We start from the raw sequence: 22,792 nt of genomic DNA, 5'->3' as shown, positions 1-22,792 counted from the left end.
TTTGGGCTTCAATTCTGACAGGATTACTCAACTATCACCGCAGTACCCGAAGCAACGATAAACAACATGCCAAACTTACCACCGCCAGATATTTCACTGTAATCTAGGTCTATACCTACTACAGCATTAGCACCTAAAGAAAAGGCTTCCTTTTGGAGTTCAGCTAATACGTTTTTACGGGCGTCTTTTAGAGTATTTTGTATGCTTTTATTTCTGCCGCCAAAAATATCACTAATGCTTGCGAACAAGTCTTTAAAAATATTCATGCCATACGCACATTCAGCAGTAATTACATCCAGCCTTTGTACTACATTTAAGTTTGATGCTGTTTCAGTGGTGAGTATAACTTCGTTCGGGCTTCGAGTTATTTTATAGTTTTTTGTATAGAGGCTATTTTTCCTTTTTTCAATTTCGCTTAATGTATTTTCGTCTTTTACTTTTTCATTTAAAGCTGAAAGTTTTTTCTTTAGGTAAATGTCTTTTGTAGTCTCTATTTTATGAGCTGTTTCTTTAGAAACACTCGTTACATATTTACCATAAAATAGGACGTCATAAGAGGAATTACATTCAACAGTCCTTAAACCAGCTATACCGTAGTCTTTTGATTTGAAGTTGATTAGTGCGCTAGATAGCGTGATTTCGTTATTGCTTATATCTAACAGTTTATCTTTAATATTATTATTTATTATTATGCTTTCTTTGATGCCATACCTTTTATAAATCCCAGCTTGGCTATATAGGGTAGTTAAATTGCAGAGGAAATCATTGTTATAAAATATTGATGCGACACCTTTATAACCATCTTTTTTTAGTGAAAAGCTGAGGCAGTTAATTTCATAAGTTGTTTCAGTAAAATTATTAGTTAAGCCTTTGTCGTTTAAAGTCCATTCGGTTTTTGTACTTGAAGATTTTGATTGCTGATTGTCTGATAAAAACATAACCGTCCTTAGTAGTTGTAATTTTATTAGAGTTACAAAAGAATGAACCAAACTCAAGCTATTTAAACCAACTAATGTAAAGCAATATTTACCCCTCTTTGAAATAGGACTAGTCTGCCTGAAACGTAGCTAAAAAGGGTATAATAGGAACTCATAGCGGGGGACTTATGAAACGAATTGATAAACTTAACAATGACAGGCAAATATTTAAAGCGTTAGCGGTAGTGCTGAGTGGTTCACATAAATATAAAAACCCAAGTTATGAATTGTTAGTTAATTACTTAAATAGCAATGACTTAAAAACAAGCTGGGGTAACAGCTGGACGCGTAAAAGCTTATTCAGGTATCTACAAAGAAACGGCTTTTCAGGTGTGTGGGGGCTACGTAACAGCTTAAAGGAGTATAAAAAGATAACTAGATTTATTTAGGGTATTTTCAGACACCGTAAGAAGAAATTCGCAACCAGTACGCACGAAGTATTAAAAGTTATTTCTGACTAAAAAAATAATAGAGTGGCTACAGATTGGCTACACGAAGTGTTTATTTAGAAAATAACTTATTAGGATTTGAGGTAAGTTATTGATTAATTGGTCGGTATGGAGAGATTCGAACTCTCGACCCCTGCCACCCCATGACAGTGCGCTACCAGGCTGCGCTACATACCGACGTTGAGTGCAATAGTACGTGTATTTTTTTTAAAAATCAATAAGCGATTGTTTGTTTGGGTGTTTATTAGGCAAGTGAGCTAAAAAGCCCACTTAAGCTAGGTTATTTTTTTAGTCTTTATTCAACCAAGTTTTGATCGAGTCGTACATCTCATCACGTATCAACGGCTGTGCTTTTTTGTTAGGGTGTAACCCATCGTTTTGCATTAGCTCTGGTTTATCAGCGATATTGAGCATAAAAAAGTTTAATAAATGTGTATCAGTCTCTTCGCTAATTTGGCTAAAACTATCAGTAAACATTTTGCTGTAGCGAGGGCCGTAGTTAGGTGGAATGTAAATTTCCATTAACGCGGTCATTGCATTAGCTGCTTGGCTTTTTTGTATCAGCGCGGTCAAATTAGCTTGCATTTTTTTTACCGGAAAGCCGCGAAGACCGTCATTTGCACCAAGCTCTATAAGCACGTGTGTTGGTTGGTATTGGGTAAGTAACGCATCTAAACGGCGAAGTGCACCGCCAGACGTTTCGCCACTAATGCTGGCGTTTACAAGTGCAATGTCGGCTTGCTCGTCATTGTACTTATCTTGTAACAATTTTACCCAGCCTTGCTCTTGTTGTAGGCCATAGGCTGCGCTTAAACTGTCACCAAGTATTAAAATCGTGTTGTCGGCTGCTGCACTCAGCGGTTTGATAACTAAAAATAAAATGAATACTAAACGAAGGATTGAATGAGTCATATGTCAGCGCTTTCTCAATTAAATATAATTCAAGTTAATGGTTTGTCTAAAATAGTAACTACCTTTGAAGGTGAGTTGCCCATCCTCAGCGACATCAGCTTTAATGTCAAGCACGGTGAGTCTGTTGCTATTGTTGGTACGTCGGGATCAGGTAAGTCTACTTTGTTGAGTTTATTAGCAGGCTTGGATACAGCGACTAATGGCGAAATATTTTTAGACGGTGAGCCGCTTCATGATTTAGACGAAGAAGCGCGTGCAGCACTTCGTGCCGCTAAAATTGGTTTTGTTTTTCAGTCTTTCATGTTGGTGCAAAGCTTAACAGCTCTTGAGAACGTAATGTTGCCTGCAGAACTAGCGGGAAAAAGTGATGCTAAGGAGCAGGCACTTGCTTTGCTTAAAAAAGTAGGCCTAAGCCACCGAACAGATCATTACCCATCTCAGCTTTCGGGTGGTGAGCAACAGCGTGTTGCTATTGCCCGCGCTTTTATTGGCACACCCAAAATTTTATTTGCCGATGAGCCTTCAGCTAATTTAGATAGTAAGAACGGCAAAATGATTGAGTCGCTGCTGTTCGACTTAAATTCTCAACATGGTACAACGCTAATTTTAGTGACGCACGATGAAGGACTCGCTCAAAAATGTGAGCATATTATTCAGATAGAAGCAGGCTTACTTGTAAAAAGTGAAGCAGAGGACGTTGCAAATGTGGGCTAAATTAGCGCTTAAATTATTTGCGCGAGAATTTCGAAGAGGTGAGCTAACGGTAATTAGTGCAGCTATTGCTTTAGCGGTATTAACTGTACTTACCTTGTCTATGGTGACAGATCGAATAGCACAAAGCATTGCACAAAAAAGCAGTGCGTTTATTGCTGCCGACCGAGTATTGGCAAGCAGCCATGCCATCGACACCGCTTTTATTGAGCAAGCTAAAAGTCATAACTTACAAACTGCGCAAATGGTGTACTTCGACACCATGTTGTTTGCTAATGATGAAATGCAATTTAGCTCGGTGAAAGCAGCGTCAGACGCATACCCGTTAAAAGGGCAGCTAAAAGTAAAAAACACATTACTGGGTGAAACGGTTATTGCAAACGGTGGCCCAAATCCAGGCAATGTATGGCTCAGTGAGTCTGTTTTTTACTCGCTGAATATTGATATTGGCTCGCAAGTTGAGCTAGGTGCTGCGTTATTTAATGTAGAAAAAGTGATCGTTGAGGAGCCTGATGCGCCATTTAATGTATTTTCAAGTAGCCGTCGTGTATTAATAAATATTGCAGATGTACCAAAAACAGAGGTTGTTCAGCCTGGGAGCCGTGTTTTTTACCGTCAGCTCTATGCCGGTAGTGAAGACGACATAAACAGCTTTTATGACTGGCTAAAACCACAAATGAAAGAAAACCAACAATGGTACGGTGTTAAAGATCGTCAATCACCAATTTCAAACAGTTTAAACCGAGCAGAGAGTTTTTATTGTTAGCGGGTTTACTAGGTATTATTTTGGCTGCAGTAGCGATTGCTGTATCAGCCAAACGATACTGCGAGCGCCAATATGACCCTGTTGCGATGATGAAAACATTGGGCGGCAGTCGCTCAATGATCCGTAAAATTTACATGCTTCACTTATTGCTTGTATGTGCAATGGCTGTGAGTATAGGTTTATTGATTGGTTACGGCTTGCAAGAAATAGCCACCGGATACCTTTCAAAAAGTATGGGAAGCGAATTGCCGATGGGTGGATTTAAGCCTTGGCTTGTAGCAATTAGTACGGGTGTAATTTGCGCCGTTATGTTTTCTATTAAACCGTTATTTGATTTGTTCGATATTCCGCCGCTTAGGGTACTGCGTCGTAATTTAGGTGACAAACTAGCGGTGAGCCGCGTGCACTTGGCTATGAGTGCATTGACCGTGTTTTTGTTAATGTGGTTATTTAGTAACAATATAAAAATAACGCTAATATTATTTATAACCACACTAACTTTAATTGGCGTGTTGTTTTTAATATCTAAACTTATATTTGGCGGTGGCCGAAAACTGGGTTTGAAACCAGGTAATAGTTGGTCATTGGCTATTGCGTCGATTCAAAAGCGTGCCAATGTAAATGCAGTTCAACTTATTAGTTTTTCGCTCGCCATTAAACTGCTTCTGTTTTTAGTTGTGCTTAAAAATGACATGATTGCTGATTGGCAGTCGCAATTACCAAGCGATGCGCCCAATGCATTTTTAGTTAATATTACGCAAAACGACCTTGAACCAATCAATAATTACCTTGCTGAGAAAGACATTTTAGTGTCTGACTTCTACCCAACGATTCGAGGGCGTGTTAACGCGGTAAATGGTGAGTTGGTTGCACGTGAAGTATCTCTTCAAGACAATGAGAAAAAAGATGAAGAAGCGCGTTCGGGTATTGGCCGTGAGCTAAACTTAACGTGGCTTAAAGATGTACCGGCTCAAAACGAGATAATTCAAGGTGAATGGTTTGGTGAAAACGCAGTGGCCGAGGCATCAGTTGAAGAGTCGATGTTAGAGCGCCTTGACGTTGAAATTGGCGACACACTTACCTTTTTAATTGGCGCGCAGTCGTTCGATGCTAAAATTACCAGCGTTCGTACAGTTAACTGGGCAACGCTTAAACCCAACTTCTTTATTATACTCAGCCCAGATGTACTTAAAGATTTTCCGGCAACGTATATTTCGTCGGTTAGGATAGAACCTGAGCAAAAGCGCGACTTTAGCCAACTGTTGCGCACCTATCCAACCATTACTGCAATCGATGTAGACAACTTTGTAAAGCAAATACAAACCACAATATCGCAAGTATCACTCGCCATTGGTTTTGTACTTGCCATTGTTGTTTTGTGCGGTGCATTAGTACTCATTTCGCAAGTGCAAGCGAGCTTAGGTGAACGCATGCAAGAAATTGTAATTTTAAGAACATTAGGTGCTAAAAGCCGTTTAATTAAAAATGCGACCTTGTACGAGTTTTTATTATTAGGTGGATTAGCCGGTTTAGTTGCTGCATTTTTTAGCGACTTAGCGCTTTTGATTGTGCAGCAACAAATGTTTGAACTTACGGGCAAGCTTCATCCACACATATGGATTATAGGCCCGCTTGCTGGTGGTTTATTTGTAGCCGGGTTGGGTTATTTGATGATTGCCCGTACCCTTAAACAAAACACCCAAGGATTAGTGCGCGCTTTAGGGTAAAACTAGTTTTTATTGCGTTTAAAATGCTCGCTATTTAAGCGAGCATTTTTGTTTTTGCTTGGTACTGGTATTTTATACAGTGCTCTGGCATTATTAGCCTAATTTACAATAAAAACAACGAGAATGTGATTTGGCCATTATTTTAGGGATCGACCCAGGATCGCGTTTGACTGGTTACGGTGTAGTTGCTCACCAAGGTGCTAAATTTACTTATTTAGGCAGTGGCTGTATAAAATTAGCCGATCATCCTTTCCCGGTGCGACTTAAAATGATTTATCAGGGCATCACTCAACTTGTTGAGCAGTTTTCGCCTGAAACGTTTGCTATAGAAAAAGTATTTATGGCTCATAATCCCGACTCTGCATTAAAACTTGGCCAAGCGCGTGGTGCTGCCATTGTGGGTGCTGCAATGGCTGATTTACCAGTGTTTGAGTATTCGGCAAGGCAGATTAAACAAGCTGTAGTAGGCAACGGTGGTGCAGACAAAAGCCAAGTACAGCATATGGTAAAAAATATTCTAAAATTACCGGGTACGCCTCAAGCCGATGCAGCAGATGCATTAGCAATAGCAATTTGCCATGCTCATTCAGAACAAAATTTAATTAAACTAGCGGGTAGCGCAAGCAAAACCGTTAGAGGACGCTTAAGGAAATAACAATGATAGGCCGCTTAAATGGTATTTTAGTTGAAAAACAACCCCCCGAAATTTTACTTGAAGTAAGCGGCGTGGGTTATGAAGTACAAATGCCAATGACCTGTTTTTACGACTTACCAAAAGTGGGTGAAAACACGATTGTTTATACTCATTTTGTAGTGCGTGAAGATGCGCAGTTACTGTTTGGTTTTAATAATAAAACAGAGCGCGCATTATTTAGAGAGCTTTTAAAAGCTAATGGGGTAGGGCCAAAACTCGGGCTCGCTATTTTATCGGGAATGTCGGCGCAACAGTTTGTTAGCTGTGTGAATAATGAAGATGCTACATCGCTGGTTAAATTACCGGGTGTGGGTAAAAAAACAGCTGAACGTTTAGTGCTTGAGATGAAAGACCGTCTAAAAGATTGGGGTAATGATTTATTTACACCATTTAGCGATAGCGCAGTGATAGAGCCTCACAGCGATGCATTAGTGGCTAATAATGCAGCGGATGATGCCGTTTCTGCACTTGTTGCATTAGGGTATAAATTGCCACAGGCACAAAAAGCAGTAAAATCGGTGAGTAAACCGGATATGTCTACTGAGGTTCTTATAAAAGAATCTTTAAAATCGATGTTGTGAGTAACCCATGATTGAAGCGGATCGCTTAATTGACGCGACTGAAAAAACAAATGAAGACTCGATTGACCGAGCAATTAGGCCAAAACTGTTGGCTGATTACCGAGGTCAACCGCATGTTAAGCAGCAAATGGAAATATTTATTGAAGCTGCACGCAGCCGCGATGAAGCGCTTGATCATTTATTAATATTTGGTCCGCCAGGTTTAGGAAAAACCACATTGGCGAATATTGTAGCAAACGAATTAAACGTAAATATTAAAACCACCTCAGGACCTGTACTTGAAAAAGCAGGCGATTTAGCGGCACTTCTTACAAACCTTGAAGAAGGTGATGTACTGTTTATAGACGAGATCCACAGGTTAAGTCCACAGGTTGAAGAAATACTTTACCCTGCAATGGAAGACTATCAGCTTGACATAATGATAGGTGAAGGCCCTGCTGCACGTTCTATCAAACTGGATTTGCCGCCATTTACGTTAATAGGCGCTACAACGCGTGCAGGCTCACTCACATCGCCACTACGTGACCGTTTTGGCATAGTGCAGCGTTTGGAGTTTTATTCAGTAGAGGATTTATCGCATATAGTGGGCCGGTCAGCTCATTATCTGGAGCTAGAAATGTGCGACGATGGGGCTAGTGAAATAGCTAAACGGTCACGGGGTACGCCGCGTATTGCTAATCGTTTATTGCGCCGTGTGCGAGATTATACTCAGGTTAAATCTGACGGCACTGTAAATGCAAACGTTGCCCAGCAAGCACTCGACATGATTGATGTAGATAAAAGCGGTTTTGATTATATGGATCGTAAATACTTACTAGCCATCATTGAAAAGTTTATGGGTGGTCCCGTAGGGCTCGATAATTTAGCCGCTGCCATTGGTGAAGAGCGTGAAACAATAGAAGATGTTATTGAACCGTTTTTAATTCAACAAGGGTTTATTCAGCGCACACCGCGCGGACGTATTGTGTCTGACAATGCGTACCATCATTTTGGCTTGTTACCTAAAAAAGACTAATTTTAAACACCTTTCCTAAACCCTTGCTAAAAATAACCGTTAGCAAGGGCACGTCCGTTTATAACGTATTTTATCTACGAAAAGTCATTTGCCTTACCATTAACTAGCCTGAATTCTGGTTAACCAACAATTCACAGAGCGTTAAGGCGTGTGTGGCTATTGTGCCTTTCATAAAATTCAACTTAGTCAGTGCTGACTATGGCTGGCTAGGTTTAGTGCTAAATTTCTGCCTCAATAAACAATATTAAATGAATCTGTATATTTTGGTCTAGGCCAAATTTTAGGTAAAAAAAAGCCCGCAAATAATGCGGGCTAACAACAAGTTAAAGGAAGTAATCTGGGGGAACCATGTTTTACACTGTTAGGTTTTATCCAAATAGAGTAAAACAATGTAACACGACTTAAAATCATATTACTAAGAACAGGACATAATGAAACAGTTTCATTTAATGCGCTAGCTCGGTATGGGAGAATAATACGGAATATCTAAAAATTGTTCAAACTAGAAAATTTGTTTTTTCGGATTAAAAAAACTAATGTCTTTTAGTTTTTTTGTAGTTTGTAATTTGTTTGTTAAATAATCATATATTTTATAAGTTCATGAAAAATATTGCTTAAGTATATTTTTATATGATTATTCGGTATTAGTTTTAGTATTCTGGCAGGTAACGTTAACGTGGTTTTGCGTGTTTATGCATTGATTTTGAATAAATGCCGTGTTTTATGATGTTTATTTATATAATTACGCAGCTAAACCTGAGTTTTTATTTTATTTGAATAAATATTTATATAGCTAGGCGTAAAAAATAAACAACATAGCCGATTTTTAACGTTTTTTGTTGGCTATTCATAGCAATATCGTTGTTAGTTTGAAATGGACTCGATACACTAGTTGCAACTAAATGACCTTAGTTGCGGTCATAATTGCACAAATCATTACAATTGACGTATTTTGATACTATTTAGGAGTTTAATGTGGGATCAGGGCTTAATTTTTTGGATCTAATTTTAGAAGCCAGTTTGCTTGTACAATTAGTAATGTTAGGGCTAGTTGCCATGTCGGTTATGTCGTGGGCTATTATTTTTCAACGTAAAAAAGCAATCTCTGATGCGCTTTCGAATGCTAAAAAGTTTGAGCAAAAGTTTTGGTCAGGCATTGATTTAAGTAAACTTTATAACGAAATTTCATCTCGTAGTGCTCAATCTCATGGTATTGAGGCGTTATTTACAGCAGGCTTTAAAGAATTTGCGCGTCATAAAAAAAATACATTTCAAGGCGCAAGTATAGTAATGGAAGGTACGCATCGTTCAATGCGTGTAGCGTTGTCACGTGAAATAGAAAAAATTGAAAAAAGCCTATCGTTCTTGGCAACGGTCGGTTCTATAAGTCCTTACATCGGTTTATTTGGCACTGTGTGGGGTATTATGAATGCCTTTATTGCATTGGGTGAAGTAAAACAAGCCACATTACAAATGGTTGCTCCGGGCATAGCAGAGGCTCTAATTGCTACGGCAATGGGCTTATTTGCTGCAATTCCGGCTGTAATTGCTTATAACCGTTTTTCAAACAGTGTTGAAAAGCTTGAATCTCACTACATCAACTTTATGGAAGAGTTTGCTAATATTTTACACCGTCAAGCAGCTACACAAATAGAGGCACAAGCGAATGTACCATCGTAAAAAGCGCCGCCCAGTAGCAGAAATTAATGTAGTACCTTATATCGATGTAATGTTGGTACTGCTGATTATTTTCATGGCGACTGCGCCACTAATTACTCACGGTGTAAAAGTAGATTTACCAAAAATGGAAGAATCTGATTTAGTTGATACAAAAGATACACCACCAATTATTGCGTCCATTGATGCTGAGGGTAAATATTACGTCAGTGTAGGTACCGACCCAGAGGAACCAATGGAAGCACTCGATGTAGCCGCTGTGATTAAATTGCAGTTAATGAAAAATCCAGATGTACCTGTAATGATTAAAGGTTCTGGTAAAGTTTCTTATCAAGAAGTGTTATTGCTAATGGATTTTTTGAAAAACGCAGGTGTGCCGTCAGTGGGATTAATGACCGAATCCTTTGAGGGGAATTAACTGGATGAGTAGTGCATTAGTAAAATCGGTGGTATTGCATTTAGGTTTGGGCGGATTGTTGTACGCGTCAGCTAACATTCATGCACCAACCCCTAAAGTAATGGAAGTGACGTTAAACACAGCTATACCTGAACCCGACAATGCTGTTTCTGCGGTAACGGTTGACCAAAAAATGGTTGAGCAAAAAATTGCTGAGCTACAAAAAAAGAAAAAGATAAAAAGCGTGCTGAAGATAAGCGGATACGTGATTTAGAACGCAGGGCTGCAGATGCTCGCAAACAACGTGAATCTGAGGCTCGAAACATTAAAAAACTTGAGCGTGAACGCAAAGCCAAAGAGAAAGAAAAAGCGCAAGCTGAAGCTCAAGCAAAAAAGGCGCGTGAGATAGAGCAAAAAGAGCGTGCCAAAGCTAAGCAAGCAGAAAAGCAAAAACAAGAGGCTGAAAAGGCAGCAAAAGCCGCGGCAGATAAACGTAAGCTCGAAGAAGAAGCGCTAAAAAAAGCAGAAGCTGAACGTATTAAGCGTGAGCAAGAAGCTAAAGAGCGTGCAGCCGAAGCTGAACGTAAGCGTCAACAAGCATTACAAGAACAAATATTACAAGAACAACTTGCTAAAGAGCAGGCTGCACGTAGTAAAATACGCCAGCAACAAGTTGCGAGTGAAGTTGACAAATACCGTGCTTTGATTATGGCGCGCATCCAACAAAACTTGTTAATTGATGAAAAAATGAAAAACCAACAATGTCGAGTGAATATCCGTCTTGGCTTTAATGGTTTAGTTACGCAAGTTAAGTCTTTAGGTGGTGATAAGCTAGTGTGTGAGGCCGCGCTCAGAGCGGTTCGTATGGCCGACACATTACCTGTGTCTAAAGACAGAGACGTGTTTGACCAGCTAAAAAATATTAACTTAACAATCAAGCCAGAATTTTAAAGGAATGATATGTTCAATAAACTAAGAGTAGCCTGTGTAGTATTGCTACTAGGGTTTCAAGGCATTGCAAATGCTGCACTTGAAATTGTAATCACCGAAGGTGTTGATGGCGCAAGGCCTATTGCTATTGTGCCATTTAAATACACCGGAATAGGTCCGATCCCACAAAAACTAAGTGATGTGATTGCAGCTGATTTAGTACGAAGTGGTAAGTTTAAGCCGGTTGATGTTGCGCAAATGCCACAACAACCAAGCGAGGACCAACCCCTTGATTATGCCTCATGGGTTAATCAAGGGGTTGAGGCCGTTTTAGTTGGTCAAGTTGAACAGCAAACCGATGGCCGATACTTAGTCCGCTATGAATTAGTGGATGTAATTCGTGGTCAAATCACGGGTGGTAACACCCAAATGATGTCTAATGGGCAATTAGTAAAAAGCCAAGACCACATTTTAGAAGCCAGAGAAAGCGTTATTTCAGAAAGTGGCTTTCGCCGCTATTCACACCGTATTAGTGATGTGATTTATGAAAAACTAACAGGCGAAAAAGGTGCATTTTTAACTAAAATTGCCTATGTGATTGTGCGTGACGAAGACGATAAGCCGTATCAACTCGTTGTTGCCGATTACGATGGATTCAACGAACAAGTACTTTTGCGCTCTAAAGAGCCGTTAATGTCACCCGCGTGGTCACCAGATGGTACCAAGCTTGCTTATGTAACGTTTGAAAATCGTCAAAGCCAAATATATATCCAAGACTTATATACAGGTAAGCGAGAAGTGGTAGCCAGCTATCGTGGGATTAATGGTGCGCCGCAGTTTTCACCTGATGGTAAAGAGCTTCTATTAGTCCTTTCAAAAGATAAAACAGGCGCAACAGAAATTTATTTACTAAACCTGGCAACGCGTAAAGAAACACGCCTAACAAACCACCGTAGCATAGATACTGAACCATCTTGGTACCCAAATGGGCAAGATATAGTGTTTACCTCGGAAAGGGGTGGTAATGCTCAGATTTATAAGTTAAATTTAAAAACTGGCAGATCAAAGCGCCTAACGTTTGATGGCGATATGAATCTTGCAGGGTCAGTTACGCCTGACAGTAAAGAATTAGTGATGGTTAATCGTACGAACGGTAAGTACCATCTTGCTAAAAAAGAGCTAGCTTCTGGCGCGTTTCAAGTATTAACGCGAACTCGCTTAGATGAATCACCGAGTATAGCGCCAAATGGCTCGATGATAATATACAGCACGCTCCATAATAACAAACAGGTACTGGCGTTAGTATCGATGGACGGCCGCTTTAAAGCACGATTACCTGTGCTAGACGGACAAGTAAAGGCGCCAGCTTGGTCGCCATATTTACAGTAATGTTACTGGTTTACTCAAAATAGGAATCTACTCAATGCAACTTAATAAAATACTTAAAGGCCTGCTAATTGCTGTGCCAGTAATGACATTAGCAGCTTGTAGCTCGTCTTCAGATATCGACGAAGGTGCTGCAAACCAATCTAATCAACCTGCTGTTGAGCAAACAACTAGCAACGATACAGTTGAAGTAGCAACAATTTCGCCTGAAGAACGTGCTGAAGAACAACTTCGTCAAAAATACGAAGCACTTCGTCAAGAGCAAGTAATCTACTTTGATTTTGATAAAGCGACAATTGAAAGCAAATATGCTGATTTACTTCGCGCACATGCTGACTTTTTAGTAAAAAACCCATCGGTTAAAGTATTAATTGAAGGCCATGCAGATGAGCGTGGCACGCCAGAGTACAATATTGCACTAGGTGAAAACCGTGGTCAGTCAGTTGAAAAATACCTGCTAAGCTTAGGTGTATCAGCTAGCCAAATGTCAGTAGTGAGTTACGGTGAAGAAAAACCAATGGTTAAGTCTCGCACTGAATCAGCTTTCGCTAAAAACCGCCGTGCGGTATTAGTTTACTAAGATAAGAGATATTATGAAGCCGAAAATTATTTTGGCAGCAATGATATTGAGCGGGAGCACCCAGTTATGGGCTGCTCCCGCTCCTGTTTCAGAAGCTGCGAGTTCACAGTCAAGTATTGAGAAGCGCTTAGCGTCGTTAGAAAGTATGATGCAATCGCGTAATTTCTTGCAAGCCGAGTTACAACAGCAACTTAATTTACTGCAAGATGAAGTAAGTCAAATTCGCGGAGTGACGGAAGAGCAAAGCTATAAACTAGAAAAAGTACTTCAGCGTCAGCGTGAGCTTTATCAAGAGATTGAAAATCGTGTTAGTCAAGCGTATTCACAGCCTGCAGCAGTCCCTGCAACCGACTATGCACAACCTAATGACTCACAAGCATATAGCAGTGATTTATCTGAGAATGAGGCTTACGAGCGTGCTGTTGCACTTATAATGAAAGATAAACGCTACGACCAGGCTATTCCAGAGTTTCAAACGTTCTTAAAAACATATCCAGAATCTGTGTATGCGTCAAACGCACACTATTGGTTAGGTCAATTATTAACAATTAAAAACGATGGAGTTAAAGCGGTTGATCACTTTAGAGTGGTTGTAAACGAATATCCAAATTCAAATAAACGCCCAGACGCCATGTTAAAATTAGGCACGCTTTTAAAAGAGCAAGGACTGACAGACGAATCGTTAAAAATACTTAACGAACTTGTTACGCAGTACCCAAGTACAACGGCTGCAAAATTAGCCACAGATCGCCTGTCTAATTAATTGAATCAGCTTGATTAGACTGCTTTTTGTCATAAGCGGTCTAAAATTGGTCAACTAGGCATAAAAACTTAAAAAAAGAGACAATTTCGGTTGCACTCATTTTATAAATAAGTATTATAAGCGCCCGCAGCAAACGAATGGTTACCCCACTCAAAATGTTGCAAAAAGAGCGGGTCATTAGCTCAGTTGGTAGAGCAGTTGACTTTTAATCAATTGGTCGATGGTTCGAATCCATCATGACCCACCATTTTAAAATGGTCTTTTATCGGCGGATTTACGTAGTATTCAAGGTTGTAAAGTTAGAGCGGGTCATTAGCTCAGTTGGTAGAGCAGTTGACTTTTAATCAATTGGTCGATGGTTCGAATCCATCATGACCCACCATCTGCTACATTCTTTTTAAAATCCCATTCTGTTTTTTTATAAACAAGCTTAAGCAGTTTGCTGTTATTTATGTTTTTATTCTCGTATAATTCGCCGTAATTTATACACTGTAAATAAGTGGTCGAGAACATGAGTTTAGCGCAAACTATTATGCCTGAAGGCTATATTTTCCCTCCAAAGCCAGCACCGTTAACAAACGACGAGCAAGGCGAATACAAAGCACGTATTAAGCAATTACTTAAAGATAAAAACGCGGTACTCGTAGCGCATTATTATACTGATCCTGAAATCCAAGCCCTTGCCGAAGAAACTGGCGGTTGCGTTGCCGACTCTTTAGAAATGGCGCGCTTTGGTGCAAGACACGACGCTGATATGATCATCGTTGCAGGCGTTCGTTTTATGGGGGAAACTGCTAAAATTTTAACGCCAAACAAAACGGTTGTTATGCCAACACTTGAAGCAACATGCTCGCTAGACATCGGTTGTCCGATTGATGAGTTCTCAGCATTTTGCGACCAGCACCCTGATCGTAAAGTGGTGGTGTATGCAAACACCTCTACAGCGGTTAAAGCCCGTGCAGATTGGATTGTAACCTCATCGTGCGCGCTTGAAATTGTTGAGCACTTAGACGAGCAAGGCGAAAAAATTATTTGGGGCCCAGACAAGCACCTAGGCAGCTACATTCAAAAAAATACCGGCGCTGATATGATCATGTGGAATGGCGCATGTATTGTTCACGACGAGTTTAAAACTAAAGCATTGAAAGAGTTTAAGGCACTGCACCCAGATGCTGGCGTTTTAGTTCACCCAGAGTCACCTGCAGAAATAGTTGCACTTGCTGACGCCGTTGGATCTACAAGCCAGCTGATTAAAGCAGCGCAAACAATGGCGAATAAAAAGTTTATTGTTGCGACTGATCGCGGTATTTTTTATAAAATGCAGCAGCTATGCCCAGAGAAAGAGTTCTTTGCCGCCCCTACGGCTGGTGAAGGCGCTTCTTGTAAAAGTTGTGCACATTGCCCGTGGATGGCAATGAATGGCTTAAAAGCGATTGAGGAGGCTTTAATAGACCCTCAAGGTAAAGAGGTGTTTGTAGATATGGACTTGCGTGAAGGTGCACTTAAGTCACTTAACCGCATGCTAGACTTTACGGCGAGTATGGCTAAATAGTTTTTAGCAAATGTAAAGTAACTAGACTGATATAAAAAACGGCTAAGCCTTATGGTTTAGCCGTTTTTTATTGAAAAAGTAAATAACTGCACGATTAATAGCCATTCAACAGTACATATTTAAAAAAGGCCTTGCACCTGCGTAACCTATTTCATACTATAACGCGCTGTTGCTATGCAACACCGTGGAGGAATGGCTGAGTGGCTGAAGGCGCACGCCTGGAAAGTGTGTTTAGGTTAATCCCTAACGAGGGTTCGAATCCCTCTTCCTCCACCATCATTCAATATCAGGACGCCTTTGGGCGTCTTTTTTTGTGCTTTAAATCTGCTGAGTGGTATTGTGGTTAGTAGGTGTATTATTTTTACGAGCATATTTTGCCGCATACATTCTTTCATCAGCTAAAGTAAAACATGCTTTATAATCTGTGCACTCACTGCTGCTAGCAATGCCAAAGCTTAAACCAGATTGCTGCCACGTTTGCTTTAGTTGAATATGCGCTTTATTAAGTGCTTTAGATGTGTTGTCTGCCAATTTTTCTAGCTCGTTTAACGACGAAGCACAACACAAACATATAAACTCATCGCCTCCAGTTCTATACACATCTCCTAGGTTGGCCAGTTCTTTTTTAATTAATTCAGTGACATTGATAAGTAGTTTGTCGCCACTGGCATGCCCTAGTTGATCGTTTATTGATTTCATACCATCGCAGTCAATAAATCCTATTAAATAATAATGGCCTATAGAATTTAGCTTTTCTTGTAGTAGTAAACGATTGCCTACTTTTGTAAGTGGGTCAATACGGGATTGCTCAAGGGCATTAATATAATCGTTTTGCTTTATTTTCATCCATTCGGATAATGAAAGTAATATACAAATACAATCAATAGCGAGGGCAACAAGCACCCAAAGTTCAGCTGAAGCCGTTACGAATAAATTAAGGTGAGATAAAATAAAGGCAACAAGTGATAGGCTGTAAACAATATTACCGGTTAAAAAGTACTTTGCTCTAAAATCGTTTAAGCTCAACATTTTAAAGCCGAGCACTAACGTTAGTACCACCCATATTGCTGCTAAAGTGTGTGCTAAATAAAATACCCAATGAAAGGGTAGTACTAGGTTTATAAAGCCACTAATAAAAGCGACATAAGAAAAATACTTTAAAAATTGGCTTATTCGTGTTTTTGCAACCGTATGAAAATTAAATAAGTAATAGGCAAAGGCGCTGGCTGAAGATATCGCAAACGAAAAAATATACATACCAAAATAATGTGAGTTTATGCTTTTAAAGCTGTAAAATACGCCAAAAACCCCAGCCGCAAACGCCCAACCAATTCCGTGTAAGCCAATATAACCTGCACAATATAACGCAACGTTTTGACCTGTTTTTAAATAAAGAATGAATGCCATGCAGGCAAGGGTGAGCATAATGGTGATGGACATTATACTGAGTGAATTTATAAAAAACTGCTGGTATATAAATGTAGGCTCATCTAAAAAGGTTACACTCACTGGTTTCGCGTAATGACGTGCATTTAAATAAAGCCACAGTACGCCTTGAGAATTTGTTTCTAGGTTTAATTGAAACGCTTGTCCATGCATTATAATTGCTGACTGCGACAAACTACCCTGAGAAAAATCAGCAATTAAACGAATTCCCTGTGTATCTTGCCAATAAGCAAAACCACCATCTAGGTAGTTTGCTTGGGGTAATACAACCCAGCGTTCTTCATTCAGAGTCGACAGTGGTATTTTAGCAACAGCGGGTCCACGCATTTCAGATAAAGAAACAAGAGGGCTTTGCTTATTTTGATATGCACTGATTATTTGTTCACCCGAAACAGGTGACTTTATATTAACCTGTTGCCAAATAGCGGGCCCAATTTTTTTAATTTGTTCATCATTAAGCGATTGAGCTAATGTACTAAAAGACAATAGGGTCAACAATATACATAAATATAAACTAAATAATCTAAGCATACTCCCCCTTTAATTTGCTTATGTGCTTATGTAAAAAATACTTTATAAGTATTTATATAACCATTTAATACCCAATATGTCAGTTTTAAGGTATTTCGGCTTTAGGTATTTTAATATGTAATGCGTTTATTAGTTTTTGTTTTTCAATAGGTTTTGATACGTACCCATCAAAAAACTGTTCATAAAGTTGCTTTTGTTCAGAGAGTACATTGGCTGTAAGTGCAATAACTGTTTGTGATGCATCTATCCTTTTTATGGCTTTACACGCTTCAAAGCCATCCATTTTTGGCATTTGTATGTCCATGAAAATTATATGAGGTGATACCTTTTTGTATAAATCTATTGCTTCATAACCATTATTAGCAATGACTAATTTAGCACCTGTAGGCTCAAGAAAAGAGCTCACAATTATTTGGTTAATTTTATTATCTTCAGCAATCAAAATAACTTTATTACTTAGATCGGGAAAATCTAAATTTTCAGTATTATCAGTGCTTGGTATTTTGTCAGCTTGTTCTAACGGTAGGTATACATAAAACTGGCTTCCAACACCTTCTTCGCTTGTTACTTTTATGTCACCGTCCATAAGGTTTATTAGCGACTTCGTAATTGGCAATCCAAGCCCTGTTCCACCATATTCACGCGTGGTTGAAGACTCTGCTTGTTCAAATCGCTCAAAGAGCCTGTTTACAACATTTTTTGGAATACCAATACCTGTGTCTGAAACAATAGCGCAAACTTGTTCATCGTCAGTTAGTTTAAACTCAACCGTTACACCTCCTTTGTGTGTAAACTTAATTGCGTTGTATATTATGTTTAAAAACACCTGCCTTATTCTTACAGCATCACCACGCCAGTATTTATGATGAATCGTTGATTTAAATTTTAGATAAATATTCTTTTCTTGGGCAGGTACTAATAAATCAGACTCTAAATGATGAATTAATTCGTCCAGCTCAAACACCTTCTGCTCAAGAGAAAGTTTACCGGCTTCGATTTTAGAAAAATCCAGTATATCGTTAATAATAGTGGTTAATGAGCGAGTAGAGTAGAGTGCTTTTTTTAAGTAGTCTGTTGATTTATCATTCATCGGTTGCTCTTGCAGTAACTGCAGAGTACCTAAAATACCATTCATAGGTGTACGTATTTCATGGCTCATGTTTGCTAAAAATTCAGATTTAGTCTTAGAGCTTTGCTCTGCGAGTTCCTTTGCATGAGCAAGCGCGTGCTCGTGTTTTATTTGCTGCGTTAAATCAAACGCAATGCCTAAAAAACCTACAACTTGGGCTCTGTTATTCAACAGCGACGTAACACTTAAGCTCACTTGAATATGCCTACCTTTAGAGTCTACATAGGTCCATTGATTAACATCGGGTTCTGTGGGGGTTGCTTTTACAATTAATGTTTCAAATCCAGGACTCACTATTTTATTGAGCTCAATACTCAGTTGTTTTGCTTTGCTTATCAGTTCTGTTTCTAAATGAAATATGCCACAGGTTTTTTTACCCACTACATCAAATGCCTTGTAGCCCAGTAACTTCTCTGCGGCAGGGTTAAACTCGGTGATTAAACCGTTTATGTCGGTAGCTATAATAGAGTAGCTAGCACTGTCTAAAATACTACGCTGTAACATACTAATATCAGCTATTTGCTGAGTTCGCAGTTTTACATCGGTTTCTAGTTTTAAATTGGCTTGTTCAAGAATATTTTTATGTGCTTGTTCGGCTTCACGTCTTAAGTTTTCTTTTTGGGCTTTTCGAAAAAATTGTAACTGTATTGCAAGCACAATTAACATAGCAATGAGTGTTAAAAAAATACCATTCACGAGTGCTTGATACTGATAGGGCAAATGCAGGTTTTCTACAAACGCGTAAGAGCCATGCAACGTTATTTGCCACTCACGACCAATCACTTTAGTCACAGTGGAAACTTTAAATTCAGTGTTATTTGCTGGATTGCCGTATGTAAAAAAGGCCACATCGGTTGCATCGTTGAGATCGCTAATGGTTAAGTAGTTTTCATCAATCTCAAATAATGAGTTTAAAATATTGTCTATAAGCAAAGGGGAGTATGCCCAGCCATGCAGTGCTTCAAGGCGTTCATCGTTAGATGTAGGAGTGATCTTACTCTTATAAATAGGTAATAGAATCAAAAAACCATGATGAGCTTTTTGATCTGCTTGGACTAACGTAATAGGTGCAGATAATTGCGCATTATTTGCAAAAACCGCGCTTAATGCTGCACGTTTACGAATAGTTTCTGAGCCAATATCTAACCCTATTGCTTGTTTATTACCACTTTCAGGAAAAATATATTGGATCACAAAGTGATCATTTTTGTTTTCAGAAAATGTTTTATAATTAAATAGGCTATCGGGGCGTTCGCTTTGTGCTTTAGTTATAAACGCGGCAAGTTCGTTATGTGTTACTTTTTTTATGTACCCAACGCCGTTAGCACCAGGAAACTCTTGGGCGTAATCTCTTGCGTTTGAATAACTCTTAATTGCGGTGTAGTCTAAATTTTCTATTCCAATACCTTGTATAAACCCTTTGAGGCCAAATAACCCGTATTGATATAACTCCATTCTGTTATTTATGCCTACGGATAAACTGGTTAACTTGCTATTTAGCGCAGCTGTTACTTTTGAGTCTAAGGTTTGTTGATGCTGAATTTGTTGAAAGTAGGTTAAAACAATACCTGTAGTGAGGATTACAACCTGAAGTAAAGTACTTAATAGCACCCCTTTATTAGCTCTACTTTGCAAAGCCATTTAGCAATCCTTTTGTATGGTATTTTTTGAGACTGTAATATTACCTAAGAGCTTTGAATATAGCATTTAATAGTTAAGTTACAAGCTAATAATTAACTAAACTCTTTGTTAAATAGTACGTTGCTTAATACTTTTATTTAGCGTGGGTTCCCAGTTAATACCGTATTTATAGGTATTTTTGTAATGAAAAAGGCTTTCTTTTAATCTATGCGTTAAAGCTTGCTGGTGATTTTTCGAAGTTTATGGGGAATTGTGTTACAACAATTAAATACAAAAGTTTTGGTTTATAACATGTACACACTTTCACAATGGCAATTAAGCGGTCAATTTATACATATAAACGGGCATCAAATTTTTACTAAAACGGCAGGGAATACAAATAACCCCGCGCTTGTTTTAATTCACGGTTTTCCAAGTGCAAGCTGGGATTGGGAAGGTATGTGGGATGAACTCAGTAAACACTACTTTTTAGTGACACTTGATATGCTGGGATTTGGGCTTTCGGATAAGCCATTTAAAGCGGATTATAAAATTGCAGAGCAAGCTGATTTATACACACATTTTTTACAGCATTTAAATATAAGTAATTTACACATACTTGCCCACGACTATGGCGATACCGTTGCCCAAGAGCTATTAGCGAGGCAAGTGGCTAATCAAAGTGAAGTACATATACACAGTGTGTGCTTTTTGAATGGCGGGTTGTTTCCTCAAGCACATAAACCGTTATTTATACAAAAGCTGTTACTTTCAAAGCTGGGCTGGATAGTCCCTAAGCTAATGAGTAAGCAAAAGTTTGCCAAAAATTTAACCTCCATATTTGGTGCAAACACGCCACCCGCACCTGTAGTTATAGATACGCTTTGGGCGCTTTTAAATCACAATAATGGTTTACGTGTTATGCCAAAGCTAATTAATTACATTACACAGCGAAAGCAAAACGAGCAGCGCTGGGTTACTGCAATTATTAATAGCGATATACCGGTTACATTGATTGCAGGTGAGCAAGACCCAATATCAGGGAAACACATGCTCGAACAGTATGAAAAAATAATACCTAATGCCCGCACACAAGGCTTTGCTGAGCTTGGGCACTATCCGCAAGTTGAAGATGCTAAGGCAATCACTCAGGCATATTTAAATTTTAGAAAGCAGGTATAAAAAAAGCGGCTATTGTAAAGCCGCGTTTATAAACTAAATAAAGTTATGCTAGTTACTTAGTATTTTTTCTTTGGTGCTTTTAGTTGTCTTTCAAATTCATCAGGGAATAAAATAGTGCCGTCGTCTTCCTCTGTCGGGAATACGGCAATAAGTAAGTCGTCTTCTTCAAGGCCGGGTGTCCATCGGCTGAACCAGTCACTAGTAGGGATTGCTTTAGGTGTGCATCCTTCCCAGTCGCCAGTTGCCCATGCTTGTGCAAATTCTCGTGTAGGCCATACAGGCACACAATCATCATCTTCGTTAGTAAGCATTACACAGCCGTCGTCGTCATTTAAAATCCATACTTGCTTGTACTGTTGTACGGTTTCAAACATAAAAGCGAGACGCTTTTTGGCTCCAAGGCCTAAAATTACGTCGTGTTCTTCGGTTGCATTTGCGCGTGTCATGATGGGCTCACTTTTGTTGCGGTCAATTTATATTTATAGCGTACAAGTATATCGAGTTATGTGACACCGTGTTGAAAACTTCACAATTATTTTTGTTATTTAGATCTGTTTTATGGGTTAGTCAGTATATTTTGAGCAAACATTCAAAATTGATCTTGAATGTAGCCTAAATGGCCGCACTTAGTATGCATACCCACAATGAAGGATTTATAAAATGAACACAGATTTACTTACACCATATCAATTAAATGACACGATTGAACTTAAAAATCGTGTATTAATGGCACCGCTTACACGTTGTATGGCTGACGAAAATTTAGTGCCAACGCAAGATATGGTTGAGTATTATGCTCGCCGCGCAGACACAGGTCTCATTATTAGCGAAGCGACAATTATTCGCCCAGACGGGCAAGGGTACCCAACTACGCCAGGTTTGTTTACTAGCGAGCAAATTCAAGGTTGGAAAAAAGTGACCGACGCTGTGCATGCAAATGGCGGTAAAATGTTTGCTCAACTTTGGCATGTTGGCCGTGTTGCGCACCCCCACTTTTTTGATGGTGAAGTACTCGCACCTTCAGCAATTGGCGTAGAAGGTTCGGTACCCCGCATGCGCGAGCTGACTTACATAACACCAAAAGCGGCAACCATTGATGATATTAAATCGTTAATTGCAGATTTTGCCAAAGCCGCCGAAAACGCAATTGAAGCCGGTTTTGACGGTGTAGAAATTCATGGCGCAAACGGTTACTTAATTGATCAATTTTTACATTATGAAGCCAATGTACGTGAAGACGAGTACGGCCAAACACCGCAAAACATGGCTCGCTTTGCACTTGAGGTTACCGATGCAGTTATTGCTGCAGTAGGTAACGAGCGTACAGCACTGCGTGTAACACCTGGCGCCTACTTTAATATGAGTGAAGATAACCGTGACAAAGCGGTATTTGACTACTTACTACCTGAACTTGAAAAACGAAACCTTGCTTACTTGCACGGTGGTATTTTTGACGACAGCACAACATTCGAATCGCTAGAAGGCAAAACTACATCAGAGTTTTTACGTGCGGGATACAAAGGAACACTGGTAGGCGTAGGTAGCTACAGCTTTGAGTCAGCTAAAGAAGCAATTAATGAAGGTAAGTTTGATTTGATTGCGATTGGCCGCCCGCTAATTGCAAACCCTGATTACATTAGCAAAGTAACTAACGGCGAAGAGTTAGTGCCTTATAGCGACGAGATGCTTGCTGAGCTTAAATAACGTTTAGCAATTAAATAAAAAAGACACTTAATAGCCTTATTGAGTGTCTTTTTTTTACTATAT

At 39.3% G+C, this 22,792-nt stretch carries 18 protein-coding genes, 4 tRNA genes and 2 pseudogenes; 18 read left to right on the top strand and 6 right to left on the bottom strand.

The window, feature by feature from the left end:
• Nucleotides 1-23 precede the first annotated feature (23 nt).
• The gene (locus P20480_RS19955; RefSeq protein WP_008132002.1) at nucleotides 24-938 is read right to left on the bottom strand and encodes a YbjQ family protein; all 915 of its coding nucleotides are present in this window, start codon (nucleotides 936-938) and stop codon (nucleotides 24-26) included.
• 167 nt (nucleotides 939-1,105) lie between these two features.
• Here P20480_RS19955 and P20480_RS03525 point away from each other — a divergent pair, with 167 nt between their 5' ends.
• Entirely contained in the window at nucleotides 1,106-1,366 is a 261-nt protein-coding gene (locus P20480_RS03525; RefSeq protein WP_008131999.1) for a hypothetical protein, read from the top strand.
• A gap of 160 nt (nucleotides 1,367-1,526) precedes the next feature.
• On the opposite strand, the gene P20480_RS03530 is transcribed toward P20480_RS03525, so the two are convergent.
• Nucleotides 1,527-1,603: transfer RNA gene (locus P20480_RS03530), tRNA-Pro, on the bottom strand.
• Between the two features lie 111 nt (nucleotides 1,604-1,714).
• Nucleotides 1,715-2,338 carry an arylesterase gene (locus tag P20480_RS03535; RefSeq protein WP_008131997.1) on the bottom strand — a complete coding sequence of 208 codons (624 nt, stop codon included), beginning with the start codon at nucleotides 2,336-2,338 and terminating at the stop codon, nucleotides 1,715-1,717.
• On the opposite strand from P20480_RS03535, the gene P20480_RS03540 reads away from it, so the two are divergent.
• The 15 genes and pseudogenes from P20480_RS03540 to P20480_RS03600 all read left to right on the top strand — a co-directional run bounded on the left by P20480_RS03540 (nucleotide 2,339) and on the right by P20480_RS03600 (nucleotide 15,393).
• A complete protein-coding gene (locus tag P20480_RS03540) occupies nucleotides 2,339-3,052 on the top strand; it encodes an ABC transporter ATP-binding protein (protein ID WP_006794480.1) in 714 nt (237 codons plus the stop codon). It begins immediately after the preceding gene.
• Nucleotides 3,042-5,542 (top strand): annotated as a pseudogene (locus tag P20480_RS18660) (ABC transporter permease). Before P20480_RS03540 ends, P20480_RS18660 begins: the two are co-directional and overlap by 11 nt.
• 130 nt (nucleotides 5,543-5,672) lie before the next feature.
• On the top strand, nucleotides 5,673-6,197 hold the full coding sequence (ruvC, locus tag P20480_RS03545) for a crossover junction endodeoxyribonuclease RuvC (RefSeq protein ID WP_008131991.1): 525 nt from the start codon (nucleotides 5,673-5,675) through the stop codon (nucleotides 6,195-6,197).
• A gap of 2 nt (nucleotides 6,198-6,199) precedes the next feature.
• The gene (ruvA, locus tag P20480_RS03550) at nucleotides 6,200-6,817 is read left to right on the top strand and encodes a Holliday junction branch migration protein RuvA (protein ID WP_006794477.1); all 618 of its coding nucleotides are present in this window, start codon (nucleotides 6,200-6,202) and stop codon (nucleotides 6,815-6,817) included.
• A gap of 7 nt (nucleotides 6,818-6,824) precedes the next feature.
• Complete coding sequence (gene ruvB / locus P20480_RS03555; RefSeq protein WP_008131989.1) at nucleotides 6,825-7,832, top strand: Holliday junction branch migration DNA helicase RuvB; 1,008 nt, start codon at nucleotides 6,825-6,827, stop codon at nucleotides 7,830-7,832.
• A 975-nt stretch (nucleotides 7,833-8,807) separates the two neighbouring features.
• Nucleotides 8,808-9,512 carry a protein TolQ gene (gene tolQ / locus P20480_RS03560; RefSeq protein WP_008131987.1) on the top strand — a complete coding sequence of 235 codons (705 nt, stop codon included), beginning with the start codon at nucleotides 8,808-8,810 and terminating at the stop codon, nucleotides 9,510-9,512.
• Nucleotides 9,499-9,927, top strand: coding sequence for a protein TolR (gene tolR / locus P20480_RS03565; RefSeq protein WP_006794474.1), 429 nt, complete (start codon nucleotides 9,499-9,501; stop codon nucleotides 9,925-9,927). The genes tolQ and tolR overlap by 14 nt, the downstream gene beginning before the upstream one ends.
• Nucleotides 9,928-9,931: 4 nt before the next feature.
• A pseudogene (gene tolA / locus P20480_RS18655) lies at nucleotides 9,932-10,857 on the top strand (cell envelope integrity protein TolA).
• 9 nt (nucleotides 10,858-10,866) lie between these two features.
• Nucleotides 10,867-12,225, top strand: coding sequence for a Tol-Pal system beta propeller repeat protein TolB (tolB, locus tag P20480_RS03570; protein WP_008131980.1), 1,359 nt, complete (start codon nucleotides 10,867-10,869; stop codon nucleotides 12,223-12,225).
• Nucleotides 12,226-12,259: 34 nt separating this feature from the next.
• The gene (gene pal / locus P20480_RS03575) at nucleotides 12,260-12,802 is read left to right on the top strand and encodes a peptidoglycan-associated lipoprotein Pal (RefSeq protein WP_008131978.1); all 543 of its coding nucleotides are present in this window, start codon (nucleotides 12,260-12,262) and stop codon (nucleotides 12,800-12,802) included.
• Nucleotides 12,803-12,815: 13 nt separating this feature from the next.
• Entirely contained in the window at nucleotides 12,816-13,565 is a 750-nt protein-coding gene (ybgF, locus tag P20480_RS03580; RefSeq protein WP_008131976.1) for a tol-pal system protein YbgF, read from the top strand.
• 171 nt (nucleotides 13,566-13,736) lie between these two features.
• Nucleotides 13,737-13,812: transfer RNA gene (locus tag P20480_RS03585), tRNA-Lys, on the top strand.
• Between the two features lie 59 nt (nucleotides 13,813-13,871).
• A tRNA-Lys gene (locus tag P20480_RS03590) sits at nucleotides 13,872-13,947 on the top strand.
• 129 nt (nucleotides 13,948-14,076) lie between these two features.
• Nucleotides 14,077-15,117: a quinolinate synthase NadA gene (gene nadA / locus P20480_RS03595; RefSeq protein WP_008131973.1), complete on the top strand. Its 1,041-nt coding sequence runs from the start codon at nucleotides 14,077-14,079 to the stop codon at nucleotides 15,115-15,117.
• Nucleotides 15,118-15,303: 186 nt separating this feature from the next.
• Nucleotides 15,304-15,393 (top strand) — tRNA-Ser (locus P20480_RS03600).
• 42 nt (nucleotides 15,394-15,435) lie between these two features.
• Here the strand turns inward: P20480_RS03600 and P20480_RS03605 are convergent.
• The gene (locus tag P20480_RS03605) at nucleotides 15,436-17,094 is read right to left on the bottom strand and encodes a GGDEF domain-containing protein (protein WP_033025790.1); all 1,659 of its coding nucleotides are present in this window, start codon (nucleotides 17,092-17,094) and stop codon (nucleotides 15,436-15,438) included.
• Between the two features lie 85 nt (nucleotides 17,095-17,179).
• Nucleotides 17,180-19,864, bottom strand: coding sequence for a CHASE domain-containing protein (locus tag P20480_RS03610; protein WP_008131970.1), 2,685 nt, complete (start codon nucleotides 19,862-19,864; stop codon nucleotides 17,180-17,182).
• Nucleotides 19,865-20,155: 291 nt separating this feature from the next.
• On the opposite strand from P20480_RS03610, the gene P20480_RS03615 reads away from it, so the two are divergent.
• On the top strand, nucleotides 20,156-21,025 hold the full coding sequence (locus tag P20480_RS03615) for an alpha/beta fold hydrolase (RefSeq protein WP_008131967.1): 870 nt from the start codon (nucleotides 20,156-20,158) through the stop codon (nucleotides 21,023-21,025).
• Nucleotides 21,026-21,081: 56 nt separating this feature from the next.
• On the opposite strand, the gene P20480_RS03620 is transcribed toward P20480_RS03615, so the two are convergent.
• Nucleotides 21,082-21,471: a DUF2750 domain-containing protein gene (locus tag P20480_RS03620; protein ID WP_008131965.1), complete on the bottom strand. Its 390-nt coding sequence runs from the start codon at nucleotides 21,469-21,471 to the stop codon at nucleotides 21,082-21,084.
• Between the two features lie 214 nt (nucleotides 21,472-21,685).
• Between P20480_RS03620 and P20480_RS03625 the strand changes: the two genes are divergently transcribed.
• A complete protein-coding gene (locus P20480_RS03625) occupies nucleotides 21,686-22,729 on the top strand; it encodes an alkene reductase (RefSeq protein WP_008131963.1) in 1,044 nt (347 codons plus the stop codon).
• Nucleotides 22,730-22,792: the final 63 nt, after the last annotated feature.

Origin of the sequence: Pseudoalteromonas sp. BSi20480, from assembly GCF_000241365.1 — a bacterium.
GTDB lineage: Bacteria > Pseudomonadota > Gammaproteobacteria > Enterobacterales > Alteromonadaceae > Pseudoalteromonas > Pseudoalteromonas marina.
Note: the sequence above shows the minus strand (reverse complement) of the source record. Positions and strands in the feature narration are given on the sequence as shown.

What these genes read in the sequence shown, in the direction of transcription:
- P20480_RS19955 (WP_008132002.1), bottom strand. Translation starts at nt 938, where the DNA reads ATGTTTTTATCAGACAATCAGCAATCAAAATCTTCAAGTACAAAAACC.
- P20480_RS03525 (WP_008131999.1), top strand. Translation starts at nt 1,106, where the DNA reads ATGAAACGAATTGATAAACTTAACAATGACAGGCAAATATTTAAAGCG.
- P20480_RS03535 (WP_008131997.1), bottom strand. Translation starts at nt 2,338, where the DNA reads ATGACTCATTCAATCCTTCGTTTAGTATTCATTTTATTTTTAGTTATC.
- P20480_RS03540 (WP_006794480.1), top strand. Translation starts at nt 2,339, where the DNA reads ATGTCAGCGCTTTCTCAATTAAATATAATTCAAGTTAATGGTTTGTCT.
- ruvA (WP_006794477.1), top strand. Translation starts at nt 6,200, where the DNA reads ATGATAGGCCGCTTAAATGGTATTTTAGTTGAAAAACAACCCCCCGAA.
- ruvB (WP_008131989.1), top strand. Translation starts at nt 6,825, where the DNA reads ATGATTGAAGCGGATCGCTTAATTGACGCGACTGAAAAAACAAATGAA.
- tolR (WP_006794474.1), top strand. Translation starts at nt 9,499, where the DNA reads ATGTACCATCGTAAAAAGCGCCGCCCAGTAGCAGAAATTAATGTAGTA.
- tolB (WP_008131980.1), top strand. Translation starts at nt 10,867, where the DNA reads ATGTTCAATAAACTAAGAGTAGCCTGTGTAGTATTGCTACTAGGGTTT.
- pal (WP_008131978.1), top strand. Translation starts at nt 12,260, where the DNA reads ATGCAACTTAATAAAATACTTAAAGGCCTGCTAATTGCTGTGCCAGTA.
- ybgF (WP_008131976.1), top strand. Translation starts at nt 12,816, where the DNA reads ATGAAGCCGAAAATTATTTTGGCAGCAATGATATTGAGCGGGAGCACC.
- nadA (WP_008131973.1), top strand. Translation starts at nt 14,077, where the DNA reads ATGAGTTTAGCGCAAACTATTATGCCTGAAGGCTATATTTTCCCTCCA.
- P20480_RS03605 (WP_033025790.1), bottom strand. Translation starts at nt 17,094, where the DNA reads ATGCTTAGATTATTTAGTTTATATTTATGTATATTGTTGACCCTATTG.
- P20480_RS03610 (WP_008131970.1), bottom strand. Translation starts at nt 19,864, where the DNA reads ATGGCTTTGCAAAGTAGAGCTAATAAAGGGGTGCTATTAAGTACTTTA.
- P20480_RS03615 (WP_008131967.1), top strand. Translation starts at nt 20,156, where the DNA reads ATGTACACACTTTCACAATGGCAATTAAGCGGTCAATTTATACATATA.
- P20480_RS03620 (WP_008131965.1), bottom strand. Translation starts at nt 21,471, where the DNA reads ATGACACGCGCAAATGCAACCGAAGAACACGACGTAATTTTAGGCCTT.
- P20480_RS03625 (WP_008131963.1), top strand. Translation starts at nt 21,686, where the DNA reads ATGAACACAGATTTACTTACACCATATCAATTAAATGACACGATTGAA.